This is a genomic window from Acinetobacter sp. ANC5681, from assembly GCF_023488045.1.
In the GTDB taxonomy this organism is placed as follows: Bacteria; Pseudomonadota; Gammaproteobacteria; order Pseudomonadales; family Moraxellaceae; genus Acinetobacter.
Genome location: NZ_JAMFKZ010000018.1, coordinates 15,785 through 31,761, shown reverse-complemented (window position 1 = coordinate 31,761; position 15,977 = coordinate 15,785). Strand labels below are relative to the sequence as shown.

Sequence of the window (15,977 nt, the reverse complement as noted above, 5' to 3'; positions counted from 1 at the left end):
AAGGCTTAAAATCAATCCCACCGATGATTTTTTTGCTTTATAATAAAATCTGTTTGCAGATATAGATCAGCTTGGTGCATGTTAATTCGTAAATTATTTAAGTTTGAAAATGCTCATATTGTACGTAATTGTACATCAGATCGCTGTAAGCGTTCGATTCACGGGCATAGTTATAAAGTTGAATTACTGTTAAAAGCCTCAAAATTAGATCATGGGCAAATGGTCTATGATTTTGGTCTATTAAAAGGTGTGATTAAAGAGCTTTTTGACAGTTTTGATCACGCAATTTGTTATTGGCAAAAAGATGATCCTGAATATATTCAAGCGTGTAAAACTTTTAGTGCACGTTGGGTTGCCTTGCCAGTTTCACCATCAGCTGAACAGTTTTCAAGGATTTTCTTTTATCTAGCGCAACAGGTGCTCGCTTCAACCACAACACAGAATGGTGAGGGTGATGTTGAGGTCTATTCAGTGATCGTGCATGAAACTGATACAGGTTACGCACAAAGTTTTTTAGAAGATATTGAAAATGAGCAAATGGGTTTACTTAGCCTAGACCAAATTATTTTTTCAGAGCAAGTACAAGTCGAGTGGAGCGATCCTCAAATGTATGAAAATCTGAAAAATGGAATTAAATTCCAAAATCCAAATGTAGAGTTACAAGTTAACATTTAGGTCAGCAAGATTTAAATGTTGGAGTCGTTATTTCAAGGAATGTTGATGCAATTTACTGAACAGCAGCAGGAAAAACTTAATAAAGTTCAGTTGGACGAGTCATGGAAAATCTCTTTGTCAGAATTTCTACTCAGTCAGAAAATGGATCATTTAAGAGAGTTTCTACAGCAACAAATCCTTGCTCAGAAAACGATTTATCCACCTAGCAAGCAAATTTTCAATGCATTGAATACAACCCCGTTACAGGATGTAAAAGTCGTGATATTGGGTCAAGATCCATATCATGGCCCTAATCAAGCCAATGGTCTAAGCTTTTCTGTACAAAGAGGGGTTGCATTACCACCATCTTTGCGTAATATTTTTCATGAATTACATACTGATCTCACAGTGCCGATTTCACGTCATGGGGATTTAAGTAAATGGGCTGCTCAAGGGGTATTGCTATTAAACAGTGTACTCACTGTTGAAGCAGGACAGCCAACTTCTCATCAAAAACAAGGCTGGGAAGAATTTACTGATGCTGTAATTGATGTGTTAAATGAACAGCGTGAGCATGTTGTGTTTATCTTATGGGGTACTTATGCACAACGTAAAGGACAGCGCATTGATCGAAATAAACATCTAGTGTTAACAGCAGCTCATCCATCACCGCTTGCTGCAAACCGAGGTGGTTTTTTTGGCTGTAAAGTATTTTCTAAAACAAATCATTATTTGAAACAACATGGCATTGAGCCAATAGACTGGCAACTGGACGCATAATGACTTCTCCCGATTTAAATAGTTATCACCCAGATTTAATCATCGAAAACGCTAAAAATGGTTGGCGTATTGTTCGTTTAAATCGACCAAAATCTTTACATGCACTTGATGAGTCAATTGTGAGCGCTTTATTGAAAGTATTTGAATATTTTCATGAAGATGACAGTGTTAAAGCAATTTGGTTTGATTCAACCACACCGAAAGCATTTTGCGCAGGTGGTGATGTTCGTAAACTCCGTCAACTTGTCATTAATAATGAAGTAGATACGGCAAATAAGTTTTTTGAACAAGAATATGCGCTTGATTTATTGCTTCATAACTATGCTAAGCCAATTGTAGTTTGGGGTGAAGGTTATGTCATGGGTGGTGGTTTAGGCCTATTCATGGCTGCGCCATTTCGTCTAGTTACACCTTATTCACGTCTTGCAATGCCTGAAATCAATATTGGTCTCTATCCTGATGTAGGGGGGAGTCGTTTCCTTGCAGATCGTGGTCAAATTGGGCTGTTTACAGGTTTAACGGGTTCAATCATGACTTCAGCTGGTGCTTTTAGCATTGGTTGGGCAACTCATATTTGTGAAGCACAGCGAGATAATGTTCTTCAAAAAGTTTTGAATGTGGATTGGAGTCATTATCCTGCGGGTGCTTTCCGTGCAATCGATGATACTTTAAATAGTCTACATCGCCCTGTATCATCAGGTCCGTTACAAAATTCAATCGATGTGATTCATAGCGTATGTCGTGGTCAAAGTTTTGAGTATGACTATCAAGCGATTATTGGTTTGAGTGATGCAAGTAGTGATTGGTTACGTCAGGCAAGTGAGAATCTGCAAAAAGGTTCTCCAAGTACTGCTGCGATTACATGGTTGCTATGGCAATGGGGTAAGCAAGGACATGCTTGGGATGAAGTTTTTGCACTAGAATCACAAATCTCTGATTGGAAAATCCGCCATCCAGATTTTGTTGAGGGTGTCCGTGCACGTTTAGTTGATAAAGACTTATCACCAGAATGGAAAGCAGCGGAAAAGATTACATTGAAAGATATTTTATCTGATTGTGCTCCAGTAACTACAATTGATAGTTGGAATGCTTTACTAAGACAATATGGTATTATTGCTTAAAATCGATGAGTATAGACGTCACAACTTCAGAAAACTTTAATGATGAATATTGGATGCAGCTTGCTTATGAGCAAGCTGCACTAGCTGCTTCGCGGGATGAAATTCCTGTTGGAGCGGTGATAGTGAGTCAAGAGAAAGTTATTGGTGCTGGTTATAATGCACCAATTAAACAATCTGATCCTACCGCTCATGCTGAAATTCAAGCTTTACGTGCAGCCTGTCAATCATTGAATAACTATCGTTTACCAGATGATGCCATATTATATGTGACGCTTGAACCTTGTACGATGTGTGTTGGCGCACTCATTCATGCTCGTGTCAAAAAAGTAGTGTTTGCTACGACAGAGCCTAAGGCTGGTTCGTTGGTCAGTGCTCGACAATTATTAGAAAATGGCTATTACAATCATAAATTCGTATTTGAACAAGGTTGTATGCAAGCTGAATGTTCATTGCAATTAAGTGAATTTTTTAAACAAAGACGAGAAGAAAAAAAGAAAACTCGGCTATTAAAAACGTCCTTAAATGATTAAAAATGTCTCATTAGTTGTGGCAAACTATGCCTCCGAAGATTTTAGCTAAATCAAAAAGGCAAAGTTATGCGTAACGCAATCACCATACAAAAAGAATTCAACGCACCAATTTCTGAAGTTTTTGACTTATTGTCAAAGCACGCAACTTATAGTAAAGCATTTGCTCCTTTACAAGTTGTACGTGTAAAAGATTCTGCTGATCCTCAGCGTCCAGATGGAATCGGTTCAATTCGCCGTATGGGCTTTGGACCAATCAAGCCTCTTCAAGAAGAAATCACATTACTAGAAGAGAATAAGCGTATTGAATATAAATTGATTAATAATCCTTTGGTTAAACACCATCTCGGGCAAATTGATTTTAAAGAAATCACACCGTTTATTACTTTAGTGACCTACAAGATTGAATTTACAGCAAAAGCGCCTTTTGTAAGTAAATTAGTTCTTGCACAACTCAAAGCAGCGATTACACTAGGTTTTTCAAAATTAGCGAAGTCAGTTGCTTCATAAGAGACGGGAATGACAGTTCATATTATTACGATTGATGGTCCTAGTGGTTCTGGTAAAGGGACCTTGGCAGCCAAAATAGCTGCTTATTATGGTTTTAATCTATTAGACTCTGGTGCTTTATATCGTTTACTCGGGCTGTCATTATTTCAACGTGGCTTACTTGATCAAATCGACTCTAATTTAGGTCAATGCGTTGAATACGCAACGAATTTAGATATTGAATTTAAAACGACTGAGGCTGCGACCCTTGTTTTACTAGAAGGTGTAGATGTCACAAATACCATTCGTACTGAACAGGTCGGAGAATATGCCTCTAAAGTTGCAACTGTTCCTGAATTAAGAAAAGCATTATTTGCGCGCCAACGTGCATTTATTCAAGCCCCTGGTTTGGTAGCTGATGGACGAGATATGGCGACATCAATTTTTCCAGAGGCTCAAGCTAAAATATACTTAACAGCATCGGCTGAATCTCGAGCAGAGCGTAGAGTAAAACAGTTGCAGGGTATGGGTCTTGATGCTAAAATAAGCGACATTTTATCTAACATACAGGCTAGAGATAAAAGAGATATGGAGCGAGCTGTTGCTCCGCTCAAGCCAGCTGAAGACGCGTATATCATTGATAGTTCTACAATAGGCATCAATGAAGTATTTCAGTTAATGGTGAACTATATTGATAGCCGTATTCAATAGATAGACCATTTTATTTTCAGTTGAAGCATTGCTTGATCAGATTTTTTGGACAATGTAACAACTTAACTAAACCGGCCTTGTCTGATCCAAGACCGCGGACTTTATCAGGTATATCATGACCGAATCTTTTGCAGCCCTCTTTGAAGAAAGTGAATTAAACCTCAACGTTGAAAAGGGTGCAGTCATCCAAGGTACTGTTGTTAGTATCGATTCTGACTGGGTTACTGTTGACACTGGCCTTAAATCTGAAGGCGTAGTTGACCGTGCTGAATTTTTAAATGAACAACGTGAACTTGAAGTTCAAGTTGGCGATACTGTTGACGTAGTTGTTGAAGCGCTTGACAACGGTATGGGTCAAACAGTTTTATCACGTGAAAAAGCGAAACGTGCTGAAACTTGGACTAAACTTGAGAAAATTTTTGAAGACGGCGAAATCGTTACTGGTGTTATCTCTGGTAAGGTTAAAGGTGGTTTCACTGTTGACATCGGTCCTGTACGTGCATTCTTACCAGGTTCTTTAGTTGATACCCGTCCTATCCGTGACACAACTCACCTTGAAGGTAAAGAGTTAGAGTTCAAAGTAATCAAACTTGATGCTAAGCGTAACAACGTTGTAGTTTCTCGTCGTGCAGTTATGGAAGCTGAATCTTCAGCTGACCGTGAAGCATTACTTGCTCAACTTGAAGAAGGTCAAACAGTTACAGGTACTATCAAGAACCTTACTGATTACGGCGCGTTCGTTGACCTTGGCGGTATTGATGGTCTTCTACATATCACAGATATGGCTTGGAAGCGTATCAAGCACCCTTCAGAAGTTGTTGAAGTTGGTCAAGAAGTTACTGTTAAAGTACTTAAATTTGACCGCGAGCGTAACCGCGTATCTTTAGGTCTTAAGCAATTAGGTGAAGATCCATGGTTAGCGATCATGAGCCGTTACCCTAAAGGTTCTATCGTTAAAGCACGTGTAACTAACTTAACTGACTACGGTTGCTTTGCAGAAATCGCTGAAGGCGTTGAAGGCTTAGTACACGTTTCAGAAATGGACCACACAAACAAAAACATCCACCCATCTAAAGTTGTTCAGATCGGTGACGAAGTTGATGTTATGGTTCTTGAAGTTGACGAAGAACGTCGTCGTATTTCATTGGGTATCAAACAAACTCGTGCTAACCCATGGGAAGAGTTTGCTAAAGCAAATGAAAAAGGCGAAAAAGTTTCTGGTACGATCAAGTCAATCACTGATTTCGGTATCTTCATCGGTTTATCTGGTGGTATCGACGGTTTAGTACATTTATCTGACATTTCTTGGAACGAGCAAGGCGAAGAAGCTATCCGTCGTTACAAGAAAGGTGACACAGTTGAAGCAGTTATCTTATCTGTAGACGCTGAAGGTAACCGTATCAGCCTTGGTATCAAGCAATTAAACAGCGATCCATTCAATGATTTCTTAGCTGCGAACGAGCGCGGTGCTTTAGTTAAAGGTACTGTAACTGCTGTTGATGCTAAAGGTGCTACAGTTAAATTAGCTGACGACATCGAAGCAACGCTTAAAGCTTCTGAAATCAACCGTGACCGCGTTGAAGATGCAACTAAATTCTTAGAAGTTGGCCAAGAAGTTGAAGCGAAGATCATCAACGTTGATCGTAAATCTCGCTCTATCAACTTGTCTATCAAAGCGAAAGACGAAGCTGAAGAGAAAGAAGCTGTGAACAATGCTCGTCAAGCAGCAGCAGCTCAAGTTTCAGAAGCTAATGGTCCTAAGACTATTGGTGATTTGATTAAAGCTCAAATGAAGTAATTTGTTAAAAGGTACATTTCTTGTAACAGAGATGTACCTTTTTATACAAAAATACTGCAAACGGTAGCGTAGTATCGATGTACTGCGCTACCGTTTTGTATTTAAACAGGTTATTATTAAAATATTGAAAAGTAGCAATAATTAAAGAGGTCATCGATGACTACTGAAGCACTTAACAAATCTGATTTGATTGAACGGATTGCCCTTAAAAACCCTCATTTGGCAGAACCGTTGGTTGAAGATGCCGTTAAAATTATGATTGATCAAATGATTGAAGCACTTTCGAGTGGCGATCGTATTGAAATTCGTGGTTTTGGCAGTTTTGCATTACATCATCGTGAGCCACGTTTAGGGCGTAATCCTAAAACTGGTAAATCAGTTGATGTTGCAGCAAAAGCTGTTCCACATTTCAAACCAGGTAAAGCACTTCGTGATGCAGTAAACGAGACTGTTGATTGATAAAAAATTGAGGTGTTTATGCGTTATATCTTAATTGCATTACTTGTTGCTCTATTTAGTTATTCGCTTGCCCTAGTTTTACAGAATCCAGCAGAATTAGAAGTGAACCTATTGTTTACTCAAGTTCCTGCGATGCGTTTAGGTTTATTGCTTTTATTGACTTTGGCATTAGGTGTCGTGGTCGGTTTACTTCTAGGTGTTCAAGTATTTCGAGTGTTCCAAACGAATTGGGAAATTAAGCGATTACGTAAAGATATTGATCACCTCAGAAAAGAGCAGATCCAACTTGCTCAGCAAGCAGCCGCAGAAGCTGCTGCAAGCGTAAGGCATGAAAAAACTGTTTTAGATGTTTATCCGAATGATAAGATCTAATAGTTGAATTGCTATTTAGTATTGAAAAGGGCTATTTCACAATTGAAGTGGCCCTTTTAGTTTGTGATTAAAAAATATTTAATTAATTTTAATTTCATTTTTCAAGTTCAATTCAAGCTGATCCATAAATTGATTAAAAGCATTAAAACTTTTTTCTACTACGATCAATGTAGTTTCATTCATTTCTCGCGTTATAGGCATATTTTCAAAAACTTTTTCTTCATCGCCTATAGTATGTACAGTTTCTTGCCTTAAATGAGTTTCACTACAGAACTTTAATTCTAAATCGGTAGTTTTGGTAATTTCATTCAATACATTAAAAACTACATTTTCTGTAGACTCCATAACTTCAATTGCTACATATCTTATAAGTTCCGTTTGATTCGAGACCAAGCCTATTAATTCTTAAGATAGTTTACGGCTATGTGACATGTCATCACACCAAATAAATCTAAGGGTGTTGGTAAGTTCTTGTTAATTCTTGCGCTCGAGTGTTTCTAGGTCATGCAAATACCAAGGCCAATGATTAGTATCTTGTTACGGTGAACATTGATTACCTCTTCATATTTATTCTGCGGAAAATTAAAGGGTAGTACATATTTATTTAAATCCGCAAAACTCATTATAAAGTGAGCAAGATTAGGTAAGAATTTTAAGCGTTGTTGTATGGGTATTTCTTGATTTTTCAGAATCTTAAAAAAATGATGATGACTAAATTGATACCTTTTTATGCCTATAGCAGTTTTAATCGTTTTCATTTTTAACCTTATTCGTTTTTAATTTATTTTTAGATAAAAATTTAATCAAATTTTACTATTTGGTATGTTTTAGTTTTGTTGTTGCAACTTAAATGTGCGAAGTGAAAATGTGTTGAATGAAATTTTACACTTAAATTAAAACCTATTTATAATAGCGACTTTGAATCAACTGGGAAGAAACGCTCTTGAGTATCATTGTTGCCTTGGATGCAAAAAGCGAATACGACGCTCTGACAATTGTGGAACAACTTGATCCTACTCTATGTCGTGTCAAAGTAGGCAAAGAGCTTTTTACTCATGAAGGTCCGTCTGTTGTTAAAAACTTACAGAACAAGGGTTTTGAAGTTTTTTTGGATTTAAAATTCCATGATATTCCGAATACAACTGCTCAAGCTGTTTGTGCTGCGGCAGATCTGGGTGTGTGGATGGTCAATGTTCATGCTTCTGGTGGTCGAAAAATGATGGAAACCTGTGTTGAAAGACTCAAAGCAGGCAATTATCAAACACAACTTATTGCAGTTACTGTGTTAACTTCTATGGGGCGTGAAGATCTACGTGATATTGGTTTAGACATCGAGCCGGTAGAGCATGTCAAACGTTTAGCTAAATTGACTCAAGAAAGTGGTTTGGATGGCGTAGTTTGCTCAGCACAAGAAGCTAAGATTCTTCGTGAAATGTTGAATGCTGATTTTGCATTAGTTACCCCAGGCATTCGTCCAGAAGGTTCAAATGCAGATGACCAAAAACGTATCGTTACACCTAAACAAGCTATGCTTGATGGTTCGACGCATTTAGTGATTGGTCGCCCGATTACAAAGGCTGAACGTCCAACAGAAATGTTGAAGTCAATTTTGGCGTCTATCTAAGTTTATTTAGTTTATAAATACCTTAGAACTTGAGATTTAAGAATAGGCTGATTAATAAAGGCGCAAGAAGCGATAAAATTAATCCGCTCATCATTGCATGTGGTACGTAATGCGTGCCACATGACTGTTTAACCATTGCAAGGGTGACATCCATTGAGGTTGCTCCAGCACTCGAAATCGCTGAACGTGGAAAACGCCAGCCTAGACAATACATAAGAAGAATGGCGAAAATTTCTCTGAAGAGGTCGGTTAATAAGGCAATGCCACCAAGTCGTGCTGAATGTAATTCAGTGAATAGAATGCCAGACATTGAGTACCATCCATATCCCTGAGCTAAAGCCATTATTTCATTTAAGTTAAAGTGATTAGATAAAATTAAATAATTCACGATTGCTGCTAAGCAGGAACCAACAAAGGCTGCAGCGGGAACCAATAGTACTTTCCAACTTAACCAACTGCGATCAAATTGCGTAAAAGCAAGCTCAATGCCAATCAAAAAGATAAATATGAGTAATAAATACCAACTATTAAATGCAATTTGTAGGTTAGATTGAGTGACTAGTATTCCAAGTAAAATCCCTAAACCTAATGCTAGAAATGCTTTAGCGATATTCTTGAGTGCATTGATAAAGAGGTGTAATGAAATTTTTCCTTGTATGCTTTGACGATCAATCAGTTTGTAAGTAATCAGACAGATAAAGAAAGAACCAACTGATGTAGTAAATGCAATTAATAATGCAGGTGGTAATATTGCTGCTGGATCTGAGATATGATTCAAAGCTTGAGTCAGTTCAAATGCAACACTCATTAATAATAAATAAGAAAAATAGGGTAAAATTTTAAATACAAATTGTTTAATTCGCTGTGATAGTTTTGGGGCGAGAAAATAGCCTAAGCATATTGCGATAAAAATTTGGAAGATAAGAACAAAAGATTGCATAAAAAAAAGCAGGTTACGAATAACTTGCTTATTATGAAGAATTATTGGTTAGGCTGCATTGTTTTTTGCATTTGTTGCTGTATGAATAAAATTATAGTCAGCGACATTTACTTTACGTGTTTCTAACCAATATTTCCAAGTATATGTTGGCCATAATGAGAAGTTTTTACCATCGGCTGCTTGATACCAACTACTGCATCCACCTGCTTGCCAAACTGTTCCTTTGAGTTGTTCCTGCACACGATCATTAAATTGATCTTGTACCTGTTGTTTAATCTCAACAGCTTGAGAACCTGTTTTATCTACGGTTTGAATCAATTGCAAAATATAATTCACTTGAGATTCAATCATAAAAATAATAGAGTTATGACCTAAAATCGTATTTGGACCTAATAGTTGGAATAGGTTAGGGAAGTTTTTCGTACTAACACCATAGTAGCTTTCTGCACCATCTTTCCAAGCTTGCTTAAGTTCGATTCCATTACGACCAACACAATCGAAATGCTTTAAGTAAATACGTGGGTCAGTAATGAATCCCGTACCATAAATCAAACAGTCAATTTGGCGTTCTTTACCATCTTTGGTAATAATGCCGTTAGCTGTAATTTCCTGAACGCCATCAGTAATTAATTCAACATTTTTACGGTTGAACGTTGGGAAGTACTTATTTGAAATCAAAATACGCTTACAACCCATCACGAAGTCTGGTGTAAGTTTTTTAGCGAGCTCTTTGTCTTTGATTTGAAAGCGGATAAATGCTTCTGCAAGCTTTTGACCATATTTCATGATCTGTGGTTGTACGATAGGTACGACACGTGATTCGTTGCTCCAATACAAACGAGTACGATGAATTTGACGATAAATATTTGAAGCTTTAAATAAAGATTTGCTTAATTTTGAATATTTACGTTCATCACGTGGAATGACCCATGCGGCAGTACGTTGGAATACATAAAGCTGTTTCACTTCTTGTGCAATCTCGGGGATATATTGAATTGCACTACCACCAGTACCAATAGAAGCAACAGATTTACCTTCTAAGCTGTATTGATGATCCCATTGTGAAGAATGGAAGACTTTACCTTTAAACTTTTCAATTCCTTTTAAGTGAGGAATTTGCGGAACGTGTAGGGGACCAGAAGCAAAAATAACAAATTGAGCTTCAATGGATGGTTGATCTTTAAAATCTAATAACCAAACATTTCGATTTTCATCAAACTCAGCATGAGTAACTTCATGATTGAATTTGCAATAATCTTTTAATCTATATTGTTGAGTAATATCTTGGATATATTCAAAAATTTCATCAGCTTCAGCGTAACGTTTTGACCAATCTGTTTTGGGAGCAAACGAAAGTGAATACATGTGTGATTGAACATCACAGGCAGCACCCGGGTATTGATTTTCACGCCATGTGCCACCAACGTCATTGGTTTTTTCTAAAATTACAAAATCATTCATTTGACTTTGTAATAGTCGAATAGACATTGCTAAACCACCAAAACCTGCACCAATAATTGCAACTTTAGTTTTTTGAATAGCATTTTGGGGTACATCACGCATAGTCCACGCCCTACACATCTAAATTTTATGCAAGTTTAAAGGTTTTGTAGAGATTAAATATGATTGTATAGACGCAAAACTTGATCATTTCGGCAATTCATTTATTCGTATTTTTATAGTACAACGTTAAAGTTTTGGGAATTACATTCGGAATTATGAAGAGATCTATCCTCGGATTGATGTATTTAATTCAAGGCATGCGTCATGTGGGCATTGATGTTGATGCTCGTTTAGCAGACATGGGAATACAAGCCGAAGCTTTAGATCCGAGTTCAATTATTCCAGATGAAATTGAATGGGATATTTTACAGTATATTAGTCAAGATATTTCTCCTGAACAGGGCTTAATCATTGGTCAACATTATGCGCTTGCAGGGTATGGCCCATTCTTGATGCTGCTTGTTACAAGCGATACTTTACATAAAGCTCTGTTAAATGGTGTGCGATTTCAGCAATTGACACACCTGTTTGGTTCATTACAACTAAATATTAAAAAAGATTACATCCATTTGCATTATCAACCCATTGATTTAAATACGTATTTAGGATTATTTCGTGCTCAATGTGAAATCTCAGGAACTTATAAGTTCTTACAAGATATCTTTAAGATGATGGGGCTTGAAATCCCTAATATTCGTATTGAATTACCTTTTAAAGCACCTAAAGAATTAGAATTAATAGTGGCTTATCAAGACTATTATGGTCAGGATGTAAAATTTGAATGTCAGCATGCCTCTTTTATTCTAGAAAATACTGAAATTTTAAATATAAAAATACCATCTGCTGATGTTCTTACTTACCGTGTCTATGAAGAAAAATGCCTACAAGATCTGAATAAATTGGAACGAAGTAGCCGTGCAAAGTTGACCATTTTAGAATATGTCGAGGAATATCTTGAAATGCAAAATGGTGTAATACCTACAATGTCTGAAACAGCATGTGCGTTAAAGATTCCTGAGAGGACTCTAAGACATAAATTGCAGCAAATGCAAACAAGTTATAAGGAAATACGCGAAAGGCTCATTAAGCAGAAAGCATTAAAGTTTATTGAAAATAGTGCGTATTCAATTGAGCAAGTTGCGGAAATGTTAGGTTATTCTGAACCTGCTGCATTTAATCATGCGTTTAAACGATGGTTTGGTCAAAGTCCAAGACAATATAATCGTAATCATTAAAATGATTAAAAAATGGTACATTATGATGTTTAAACTCCATGATAATTAAGCCTAAAATCTAATGCCTTTGGACTTAATGTTCGATATAATTTTCACCAATTAAAATTGTAATAACACCTTATGTTAAATTCTAAACCAGACTCACATAGCACTTCATTTATGCCGATCTCACCTGCGGAGCGTTATGCTCAAGCAATCGAATCAGGTCAATTCATGCCAGATGAAGCTCAAGCTCAGGCAGTGCAAGAGTTAGATCGAGTATGGAAAGAGTTGCTTACTCGTTATAAAGCCTCAAAGAAAGCGTTTAGACGTTTCCGTCGTCAAACCTACCCAAAAGGTGTTTATATGTGGGGTGGCGTAGGGCGTGGGAAAACATGGTTGATGGATCAATTTTATGAGTCAGTTCCATTTCGCCGCAAAACACGCATGCATTTTCACCATTTTATGCAACATGTCCATAAAGAATTGAATAAGCTTTCAGGTCAACGTAATCCATTAGATTCTGTTGCGGATCAAATTTATAAAAATGCGGTTGTCATTTGTTTTGATGAGTTTTTTGTATCAAATGTGACGGATGCAATGATTATTAGTGATTTATTTCAAAAGTTATTTGAACGTGGCGTCACGTTGATTGCAACGTCTAATATTGCACCAGAAGGTTTATATAAAAATGGTATCCATCGTGACCGTTTTCTTCCTACAATTGAATTGGTTCAGAAAAACTGTACGGTTCTGAATGTAGATGCTGGTGTTGATTATCGTTTGCGTGTTTTGAAGCAGGCTCAATTATTCAAACATCCATTGAGTAATGATGCTCAATCATGGATGTATGAGCGTTTTCAAGCGCTGACACAGACACAAACGCTCTTTAATACACCTATCATGATTAACAATCGTATTGTAGAAACGCTTGGGCATATAGAAGATGTATTGTGGTGTGAATTCTCTGAGTTATGTTTTAAACCACGTAGTCCAGCTGATTTCATTGAAATTGCTAATATTTACAACACGGTACTGGTAAGTAACGTGCCGCATTTAACTGATTTTCTCTCAGAAGGAACCCGTCGCTTTATTTATTTAGTGGATGAGTTTTATGATCGTGGCGTGAAATTACTTTTAACTTCAGAAGATTCAATTATTGATCTTTATGAAGGTGAAAAATTAGCATTTGAAATTGAACGAACACGTTCACGTTTATTAGAAATGCAATCCGATGATTATCTGCATTCAGAGCATCGTCAAATTCAGGTTTCAAAAACTTCATAAATTATAAAGGCATTCTCAGGAATGTCTTTTTTATAAATTCATATAGAGAAAGCTTTATTCTTAATTGAATTTTGTTATAACTAAATGAGTTTTAAAAAGTGAGTATGTCGCAGAATAGAAGTAGCTAGATCAAAACTTGGTTTTGGTGTTTATAAAAATTATATTTGTCAATACTTAGACTAAGAAAATGCTTACTATTTAGCAATGTGATATTACTATTCAGGCTAGTATAAATCGGTATACTAGGTTTCTTGTTATAAAAAGTTAGCATCATCAGGAAAGACAATGACTGTACGTATTCAACAAGGCAAGCTAGCGATTGCTAAAGAACTTTACGATTTCATCGAAAATGAAGCTTTACCAGGCTCTGGTTTAGACAGTGAAACTTACTGGAAAAATTTCGAGCAAGTCGTTGTCGATCTTAGCCCAAAGAATAAAGCACTATTAGCTAAGCGTGATGAAATTCAAGCTAAGATTGATGAATGGCATCGTAATAATGAATTTGAGTTAAATGCGTATAAAGCATTTTTAACTGAGATTGGTTACTTAGTACCAGAAGTTGCTGATTTCCAAGTAACGACTGAAAATGTAGATGAAGAAATTGCATTATTAGCTGGTCCTCAGCTTGTTGTGCCAGTACGTAACGCACGCTATTGCTTAAATGCTGCGAATGCACGTTGGGGTTCATTATATGATGCACTTTACGGTACTGATGTAATTTCTGAAGAAAATGGTGCAGAGAAAGGTAAGGGATACAACCCAGTCCGTGGCGATAAAGTAATTGCTTTCGCTAAAGATTTTCTTAATCAAACATTCCCACTTGCTCAAGGCTCTCATGCCGATGCAACTAAATATGCAGTTGATCACAATCGTTTAGTTGTAACTTTAAAAGATGGTTCAACAACCTCTTTAGCTCATGAAGTTCAATTTGTTGGCTTTAATGGCGATGCTGCAAACCCAACTGAAATCGTTTTATTAAATAATGGCTTGCACGTTATTATTGATATCGATGCAAATAGCCCAATCGGTAAAACTGATGCGGCTGGCGTCAAAGATTTAACTCTAGAAGCTGCTATTACAACGATCCAAGATTTAGAAGACTCAGTTGCAGCTGTTGATGCAGAAGAGAAAGTTGAAGGCTATCGTAACTGGTTAGGTTTAATGAAGGGTGACTTGCAAGAGTCAATCGAGAAAAATGGTAAAACCATTACTCGTGCATTAAACAAAGACCGTACAGTTCAGAACTTAATTGGCGGTACTACAACGCTACATGGTCGTTCATTAATGCTTCTTCGTAACGTTGGTCATTTAATGACTAACCCTGCGATCCTTGTAGATGGCCAAGAAGTATTTGAAGGTATTATGGATGCATTAGTTACTCCATTACTTACAATTACAGATATTCGTGGCGAAAACGAAAATAAGAACTCTCGTAAAGGTTCTATGTATATCGTTAAACCAAAAATGCATGGTCCAGAAGAAGTTGCATTTGCAGTTGAATTATTTGAGCGTGCAGAACAAGCACTCGGTTTACCTGCAAAAACTCTCAAAATCGGTATCATGGATGAAGAACGTCGTACTTCAGTTAATTTGAAAAACTGTATCGCAGCTGCAAAAGACCGTACGATTTTCATTAACACTGGTTTTATGGATCGTACGGGTGATGAAATCCATACCTCTATGGAAGCAGCGCCAATGGTACGTAAAGAAGCTGTTAAAGCTCAGAAATGGATTGCTGCTTACGAAAATCGTAACGTTGCGATTGGTTTGGCATGTGGCCTACAAGGTAAGGCACAAATTGGTAAAGGCATGTGGCCAAAACCAGATAGCATGAAAGATATGTTGGCGACTAAGACAGCTCATCCAAATGCGGGTGCTTCTTGTGCATGGGTTCCATCACCTACAGGTGCTGTACTTCACGCAATGCATTATCATCAAATTAATGTAAAAGCACGTCAAGACGAATTGGCTGCTGAAAATATGTTGAGTTTAGATGATTTGTTAACGCCTCCTTTTGCACCAGAAACAAACTGGACTGCTGAAGAGTTGAATAACGAACTTGAAAATAACTGTCAAGGTATCTTGGGTTATGTTGTACGTTGGGTTGATCTAGGTGTAGGTTGTTCTAAAGTGCCAGACATCAACAACGTTGGTTTGATGGAAGACCGTGCAACTTTACGTATTTCTTCTCAGCATGTTGCAAACTGGTTGCGTCACGGTATCGTAACGAAAGAACAAGTTGAAGAAGTGCTTAAACGTATGGCTGTGATTGTTGATCAGCAAAATGCCAATGATCCGCTTTATACGCCAATGGCACCAAATTTTGATGGTATTGCATTCCAAGCTGCCGCTGATTTGATCTTCAAAGGTGCTGAGCAACCTTCTGGTTATACAGAGCCATTGTTACACGCTGCACGTTTAAAACTTAAAGGTTATACAGGTGATTAATTTCATCTAAAATAAAAGCCTCCTCGGAGGCTTTTTTATTAAGTAAGGTG

At 37.2% G+C, this 15,977-nt stretch carries 17 protein-coding genes; 13 read left to right on the top strand and 4 right to left on the bottom strand.

The window, feature by feature from the left end:
• The first annotated feature begins 78 nt into the window (after nucleotides 1–78).
• The 9 genes from M5121_RS11075 to M5121_RS11035 all read left to right on the top strand — a co-directional run bounded on the left by M5121_RS11075 (nucleotide 79) and on the right by M5121_RS11035 (nucleotide 6,911).
• Nucleotides 79–675, top strand: coding sequence for a 6-pyruvoyl trahydropterin synthase family protein (locus tag M5121_RS11075; RefSeq protein WP_005159917.1), 597 nt, complete (start codon nucleotides 79–81; stop codon nucleotides 673–675).
• 45 nt (nucleotides 676–720) lie between these two features.
• Complete coding sequence (ung, locus tag M5121_RS11070) at nucleotides 721–1,434, top strand: uracil-DNA glycosylase (RefSeq protein ID WP_249571225.1); 714 nt, start codon at nucleotides 721–723, stop codon at nucleotides 1,432–1,434.
• Nucleotides 1,431–2,555, top strand: a complete 1,125-nt coding sequence (locus M5121_RS11065) for an enoyl-CoA hydratase/isomerase family protein (protein ID WP_249571224.1) — start codon at nucleotides 1,431–1,433, stop codon at nucleotides 2,553–2,555. The genes ung and M5121_RS11065 overlap by 4 nt, the downstream gene beginning before the upstream one ends.
• A gap of 5 nt (nucleotides 2,556–2,560) precedes the next feature.
• Nucleotides 2,561–3,085, top strand: a complete 525-nt coding sequence (tadA, locus tag M5121_RS11060) for a tRNA adenosine(34) deaminase TadA (RefSeq protein WP_249571209.1) — start codon at nucleotides 2,561–2,563, stop codon at nucleotides 3,083–3,085.
• Between the two features lie 66 nt (nucleotides 3,086–3,151).
• Nucleotides 3,152–3,592 (top strand): SRPBCC family protein, encoded by a 441-nt coding sequence (locus M5121_RS11055; RefSeq protein ID WP_005159930.1) that lies wholly within the window; start codon nucleotides 3,152–3,154, stop codon nucleotides 3,590–3,592.
• A 9-nt stretch (nucleotides 3,593–3,601) separates the two neighbouring features.
• Nucleotides 3,602–4,282, top strand: a complete 681-nt coding sequence (gene cmk / locus M5121_RS11050) for a (d)CMP kinase (protein ID WP_005159932.1) — start codon at nucleotides 3,602–3,604, stop codon at nucleotides 4,280–4,282.
• Between the two features lie 115 nt (nucleotides 4,283–4,397).
• The gene (rpsA, locus tag M5121_RS11045) at nucleotides 4,398–6,080 is read left to right on the top strand and encodes a 30S ribosomal protein S1 (RefSeq protein WP_005159935.1); all 1,683 of its coding nucleotides are present in this window, start codon (nucleotides 4,398–4,400) and stop codon (nucleotides 6,078–6,080) included.
• A 156-nt stretch (nucleotides 6,081–6,236) separates the two neighbouring features.
• Nucleotides 6,237–6,539, top strand: coding sequence for an integration host factor subunit beta (locus M5121_RS11040; protein ID WP_005216452.1), 303 nt, complete (start codon nucleotides 6,237–6,239; stop codon nucleotides 6,537–6,539).
• 18 nt (nucleotides 6,540–6,557) lie between these two features.
• On the top strand, nucleotides 6,558–6,911 hold the full coding sequence (locus M5121_RS11035; protein WP_249571208.1) for a lipopolysaccharide assembly protein LapA domain-containing protein: 354 nt from the start codon (nucleotides 6,558–6,560) through the stop codon (nucleotides 6,909–6,911).
• Between the two features lie 78 nt (nucleotides 6,912–6,989).
• Here the strand turns inward: M5121_RS11035 and M5121_RS11030 are convergent, their stop codons facing one another.
• Nucleotides 6,990–7,256, bottom strand: coding sequence for a hypothetical protein (locus tag M5121_RS11030; RefSeq protein WP_249571207.1), 267 nt, complete (start codon nucleotides 7,254–7,256; stop codon nucleotides 6,990–6,992).
• Nucleotides 7,257–7,408: 152 nt separating this feature from the next.
• A complete protein-coding gene (locus M5121_RS11025; protein WP_249571206.1) occupies nucleotides 7,409–7,669 on the bottom strand; it encodes a hypothetical protein in 261 nt (86 codons plus the stop codon).
• Between the two features lie 185 nt (nucleotides 7,670–7,854).
• On the opposite strand from M5121_RS11025, the gene pyrF reads away from it, so the two are divergent.
• Entirely contained in the window at nucleotides 7,855–8,535 is a 681-nt protein-coding gene (gene pyrF / locus M5121_RS11020; RefSeq protein WP_249571205.1) for an orotidine-5'-phosphate decarboxylase, read from the top strand.
• Nucleotides 8,536–8,557: 22 nt separating this feature from the next.
• Here the strand turns inward: pyrF and M5121_RS11015 are convergent, their stop codons facing one another.
• On the bottom strand, nucleotides 8,558–9,475 hold the full coding sequence (locus tag M5121_RS11015) for a LysO family transporter (protein ID WP_249571204.1): 918 nt from the start codon (nucleotides 9,473–9,475) through the stop codon (nucleotides 8,558–8,560).
• A gap of 48 nt (nucleotides 9,476–9,523) precedes the next feature.
• Nucleotides 9,524–11,038, bottom strand: a complete 1,515-nt coding sequence (locus M5121_RS11010) for a flavin-containing monooxygenase (RefSeq protein ID WP_249571203.1) — start codon at nucleotides 11,036–11,038, stop codon at nucleotides 9,524–9,526.
• Nucleotides 11,039–11,193: 155 nt separating this feature from the next.
• Between M5121_RS11010 and M5121_RS11005 the strand changes: the two genes are divergently transcribed.
• From M5121_RS11005 to M5121_RS10995, 3 genes are all read left to right on the top strand, one after another.
• Nucleotides 11,194–12,213 (top strand): AraC family transcriptional regulator, encoded by a 1,020-nt coding sequence (locus tag M5121_RS11005; protein WP_249571202.1) that lies wholly within the window; start codon nucleotides 11,194–11,196, stop codon nucleotides 12,211–12,213.
• A 120-nt stretch (nucleotides 12,214–12,333) separates the two neighbouring features.
• Complete coding sequence (zapE, locus tag M5121_RS11000) at nucleotides 12,334–13,479, top strand: cell division protein ZapE (RefSeq protein ID WP_249571201.1); 1,146 nt, start codon at nucleotides 12,334–12,336, stop codon at nucleotides 13,477–13,479.
• Between the two features lie 285 nt (nucleotides 13,480–13,764).
• Entirely contained in the window at nucleotides 13,765–15,927 is a 2,163-nt protein-coding gene (locus tag M5121_RS10995) for a malate synthase G (protein ID WP_249571200.1), read from the top strand.
• Nucleotides 15,928–15,977 lie beyond the last annotated feature (50 nt).

What these genes read in the sequence shown, in the direction of transcription:
- rpsA (WP_005159935.1), top strand. Translation starts at nt 4,398, where the DNA reads ATGACCGAATCTTTTGCAGCCCTCTTTGAAGAAAGTGAATTAAACCTC.
- M5121_RS11075 (WP_005159917.1), top strand. Translation starts at nt 79, where the DNA reads ATGTTAATTCGTAAATTATTTAAGTTTGAAAATGCTCATATTGTACGT.
- M5121_RS11010 (WP_249571203.1), bottom strand. Translation starts at nt 11,038, where the DNA reads ATGCGTGATGTACCCCAAAATGCTATTCAAAAAACTAAAGTTGCAATT.
- cmk (WP_005159932.1), top strand. Translation starts at nt 3,602, where the DNA reads ATGACAGTTCATATTATTACGATTGATGGTCCTAGTGGTTCTGGTAAA.
- M5121_RS11030 (WP_249571207.1), bottom strand. Translation starts at nt 7,256, where the DNA reads ATGGAGTCTACAGAAAATGTAGTTTTTAATGTATTGAATGAAATTACC.
- M5121_RS11005 (WP_249571202.1), top strand. Translation starts at nt 11,194, where the DNA reads ATGAAGAGATCTATCCTCGGATTGATGTATTTAATTCAAGGCATGCGT.
- M5121_RS11035 (WP_249571208.1), top strand. Translation starts at nt 6,558, where the DNA reads ATGCGTTATATCTTAATTGCATTACTTGTTGCTCTATTTAGTTATTCG.
- M5121_RS11040 (WP_005216452.1), top strand. Translation starts at nt 6,237, where the DNA reads ATGACTACTGAAGCACTTAACAAATCTGATTTGATTGAACGGATTGCC.
- M5121_RS11015 (WP_249571204.1), bottom strand. Translation starts at nt 9,475, where the DNA reads ATGCAATCTTTTGTTCTTATCTTCCAAATTTTTATCGCAATATGCTTA.
- tadA (WP_249571209.1), top strand. Translation starts at nt 2,561, where the DNA reads ATGAGTATAGACGTCACAACTTCAGAAAACTTTAATGATGAATATTGG.
- zapE (WP_249571201.1), top strand. Translation starts at nt 12,334, where the DNA reads ATGTTAAATTCTAAACCAGACTCACATAGCACTTCATTTATGCCGATC.
- M5121_RS11055 (WP_005159930.1), top strand. Translation starts at nt 3,152, where the DNA reads ATGCGTAACGCAATCACCATACAAAAAGAATTCAACGCACCAATTTCT.
- M5121_RS10995 (WP_249571200.1), top strand. Translation starts at nt 13,765, where the DNA reads ATGACTGTACGTATTCAACAAGGCAAGCTAGCGATTGCTAAAGAACTT.
- ung (WP_249571225.1), top strand. Translation starts at nt 721, where the DNA reads ATGCAATTTACTGAACAGCAGCAGGAAAAACTTAATAAAGTTCAGTTG.
- M5121_RS11025 (WP_249571206.1), bottom strand. Translation starts at nt 7,669, where the DNA reads ATGAAAACGATTAAAACTGCTATAGGCATAAAAAGGTATCAATTTAGT.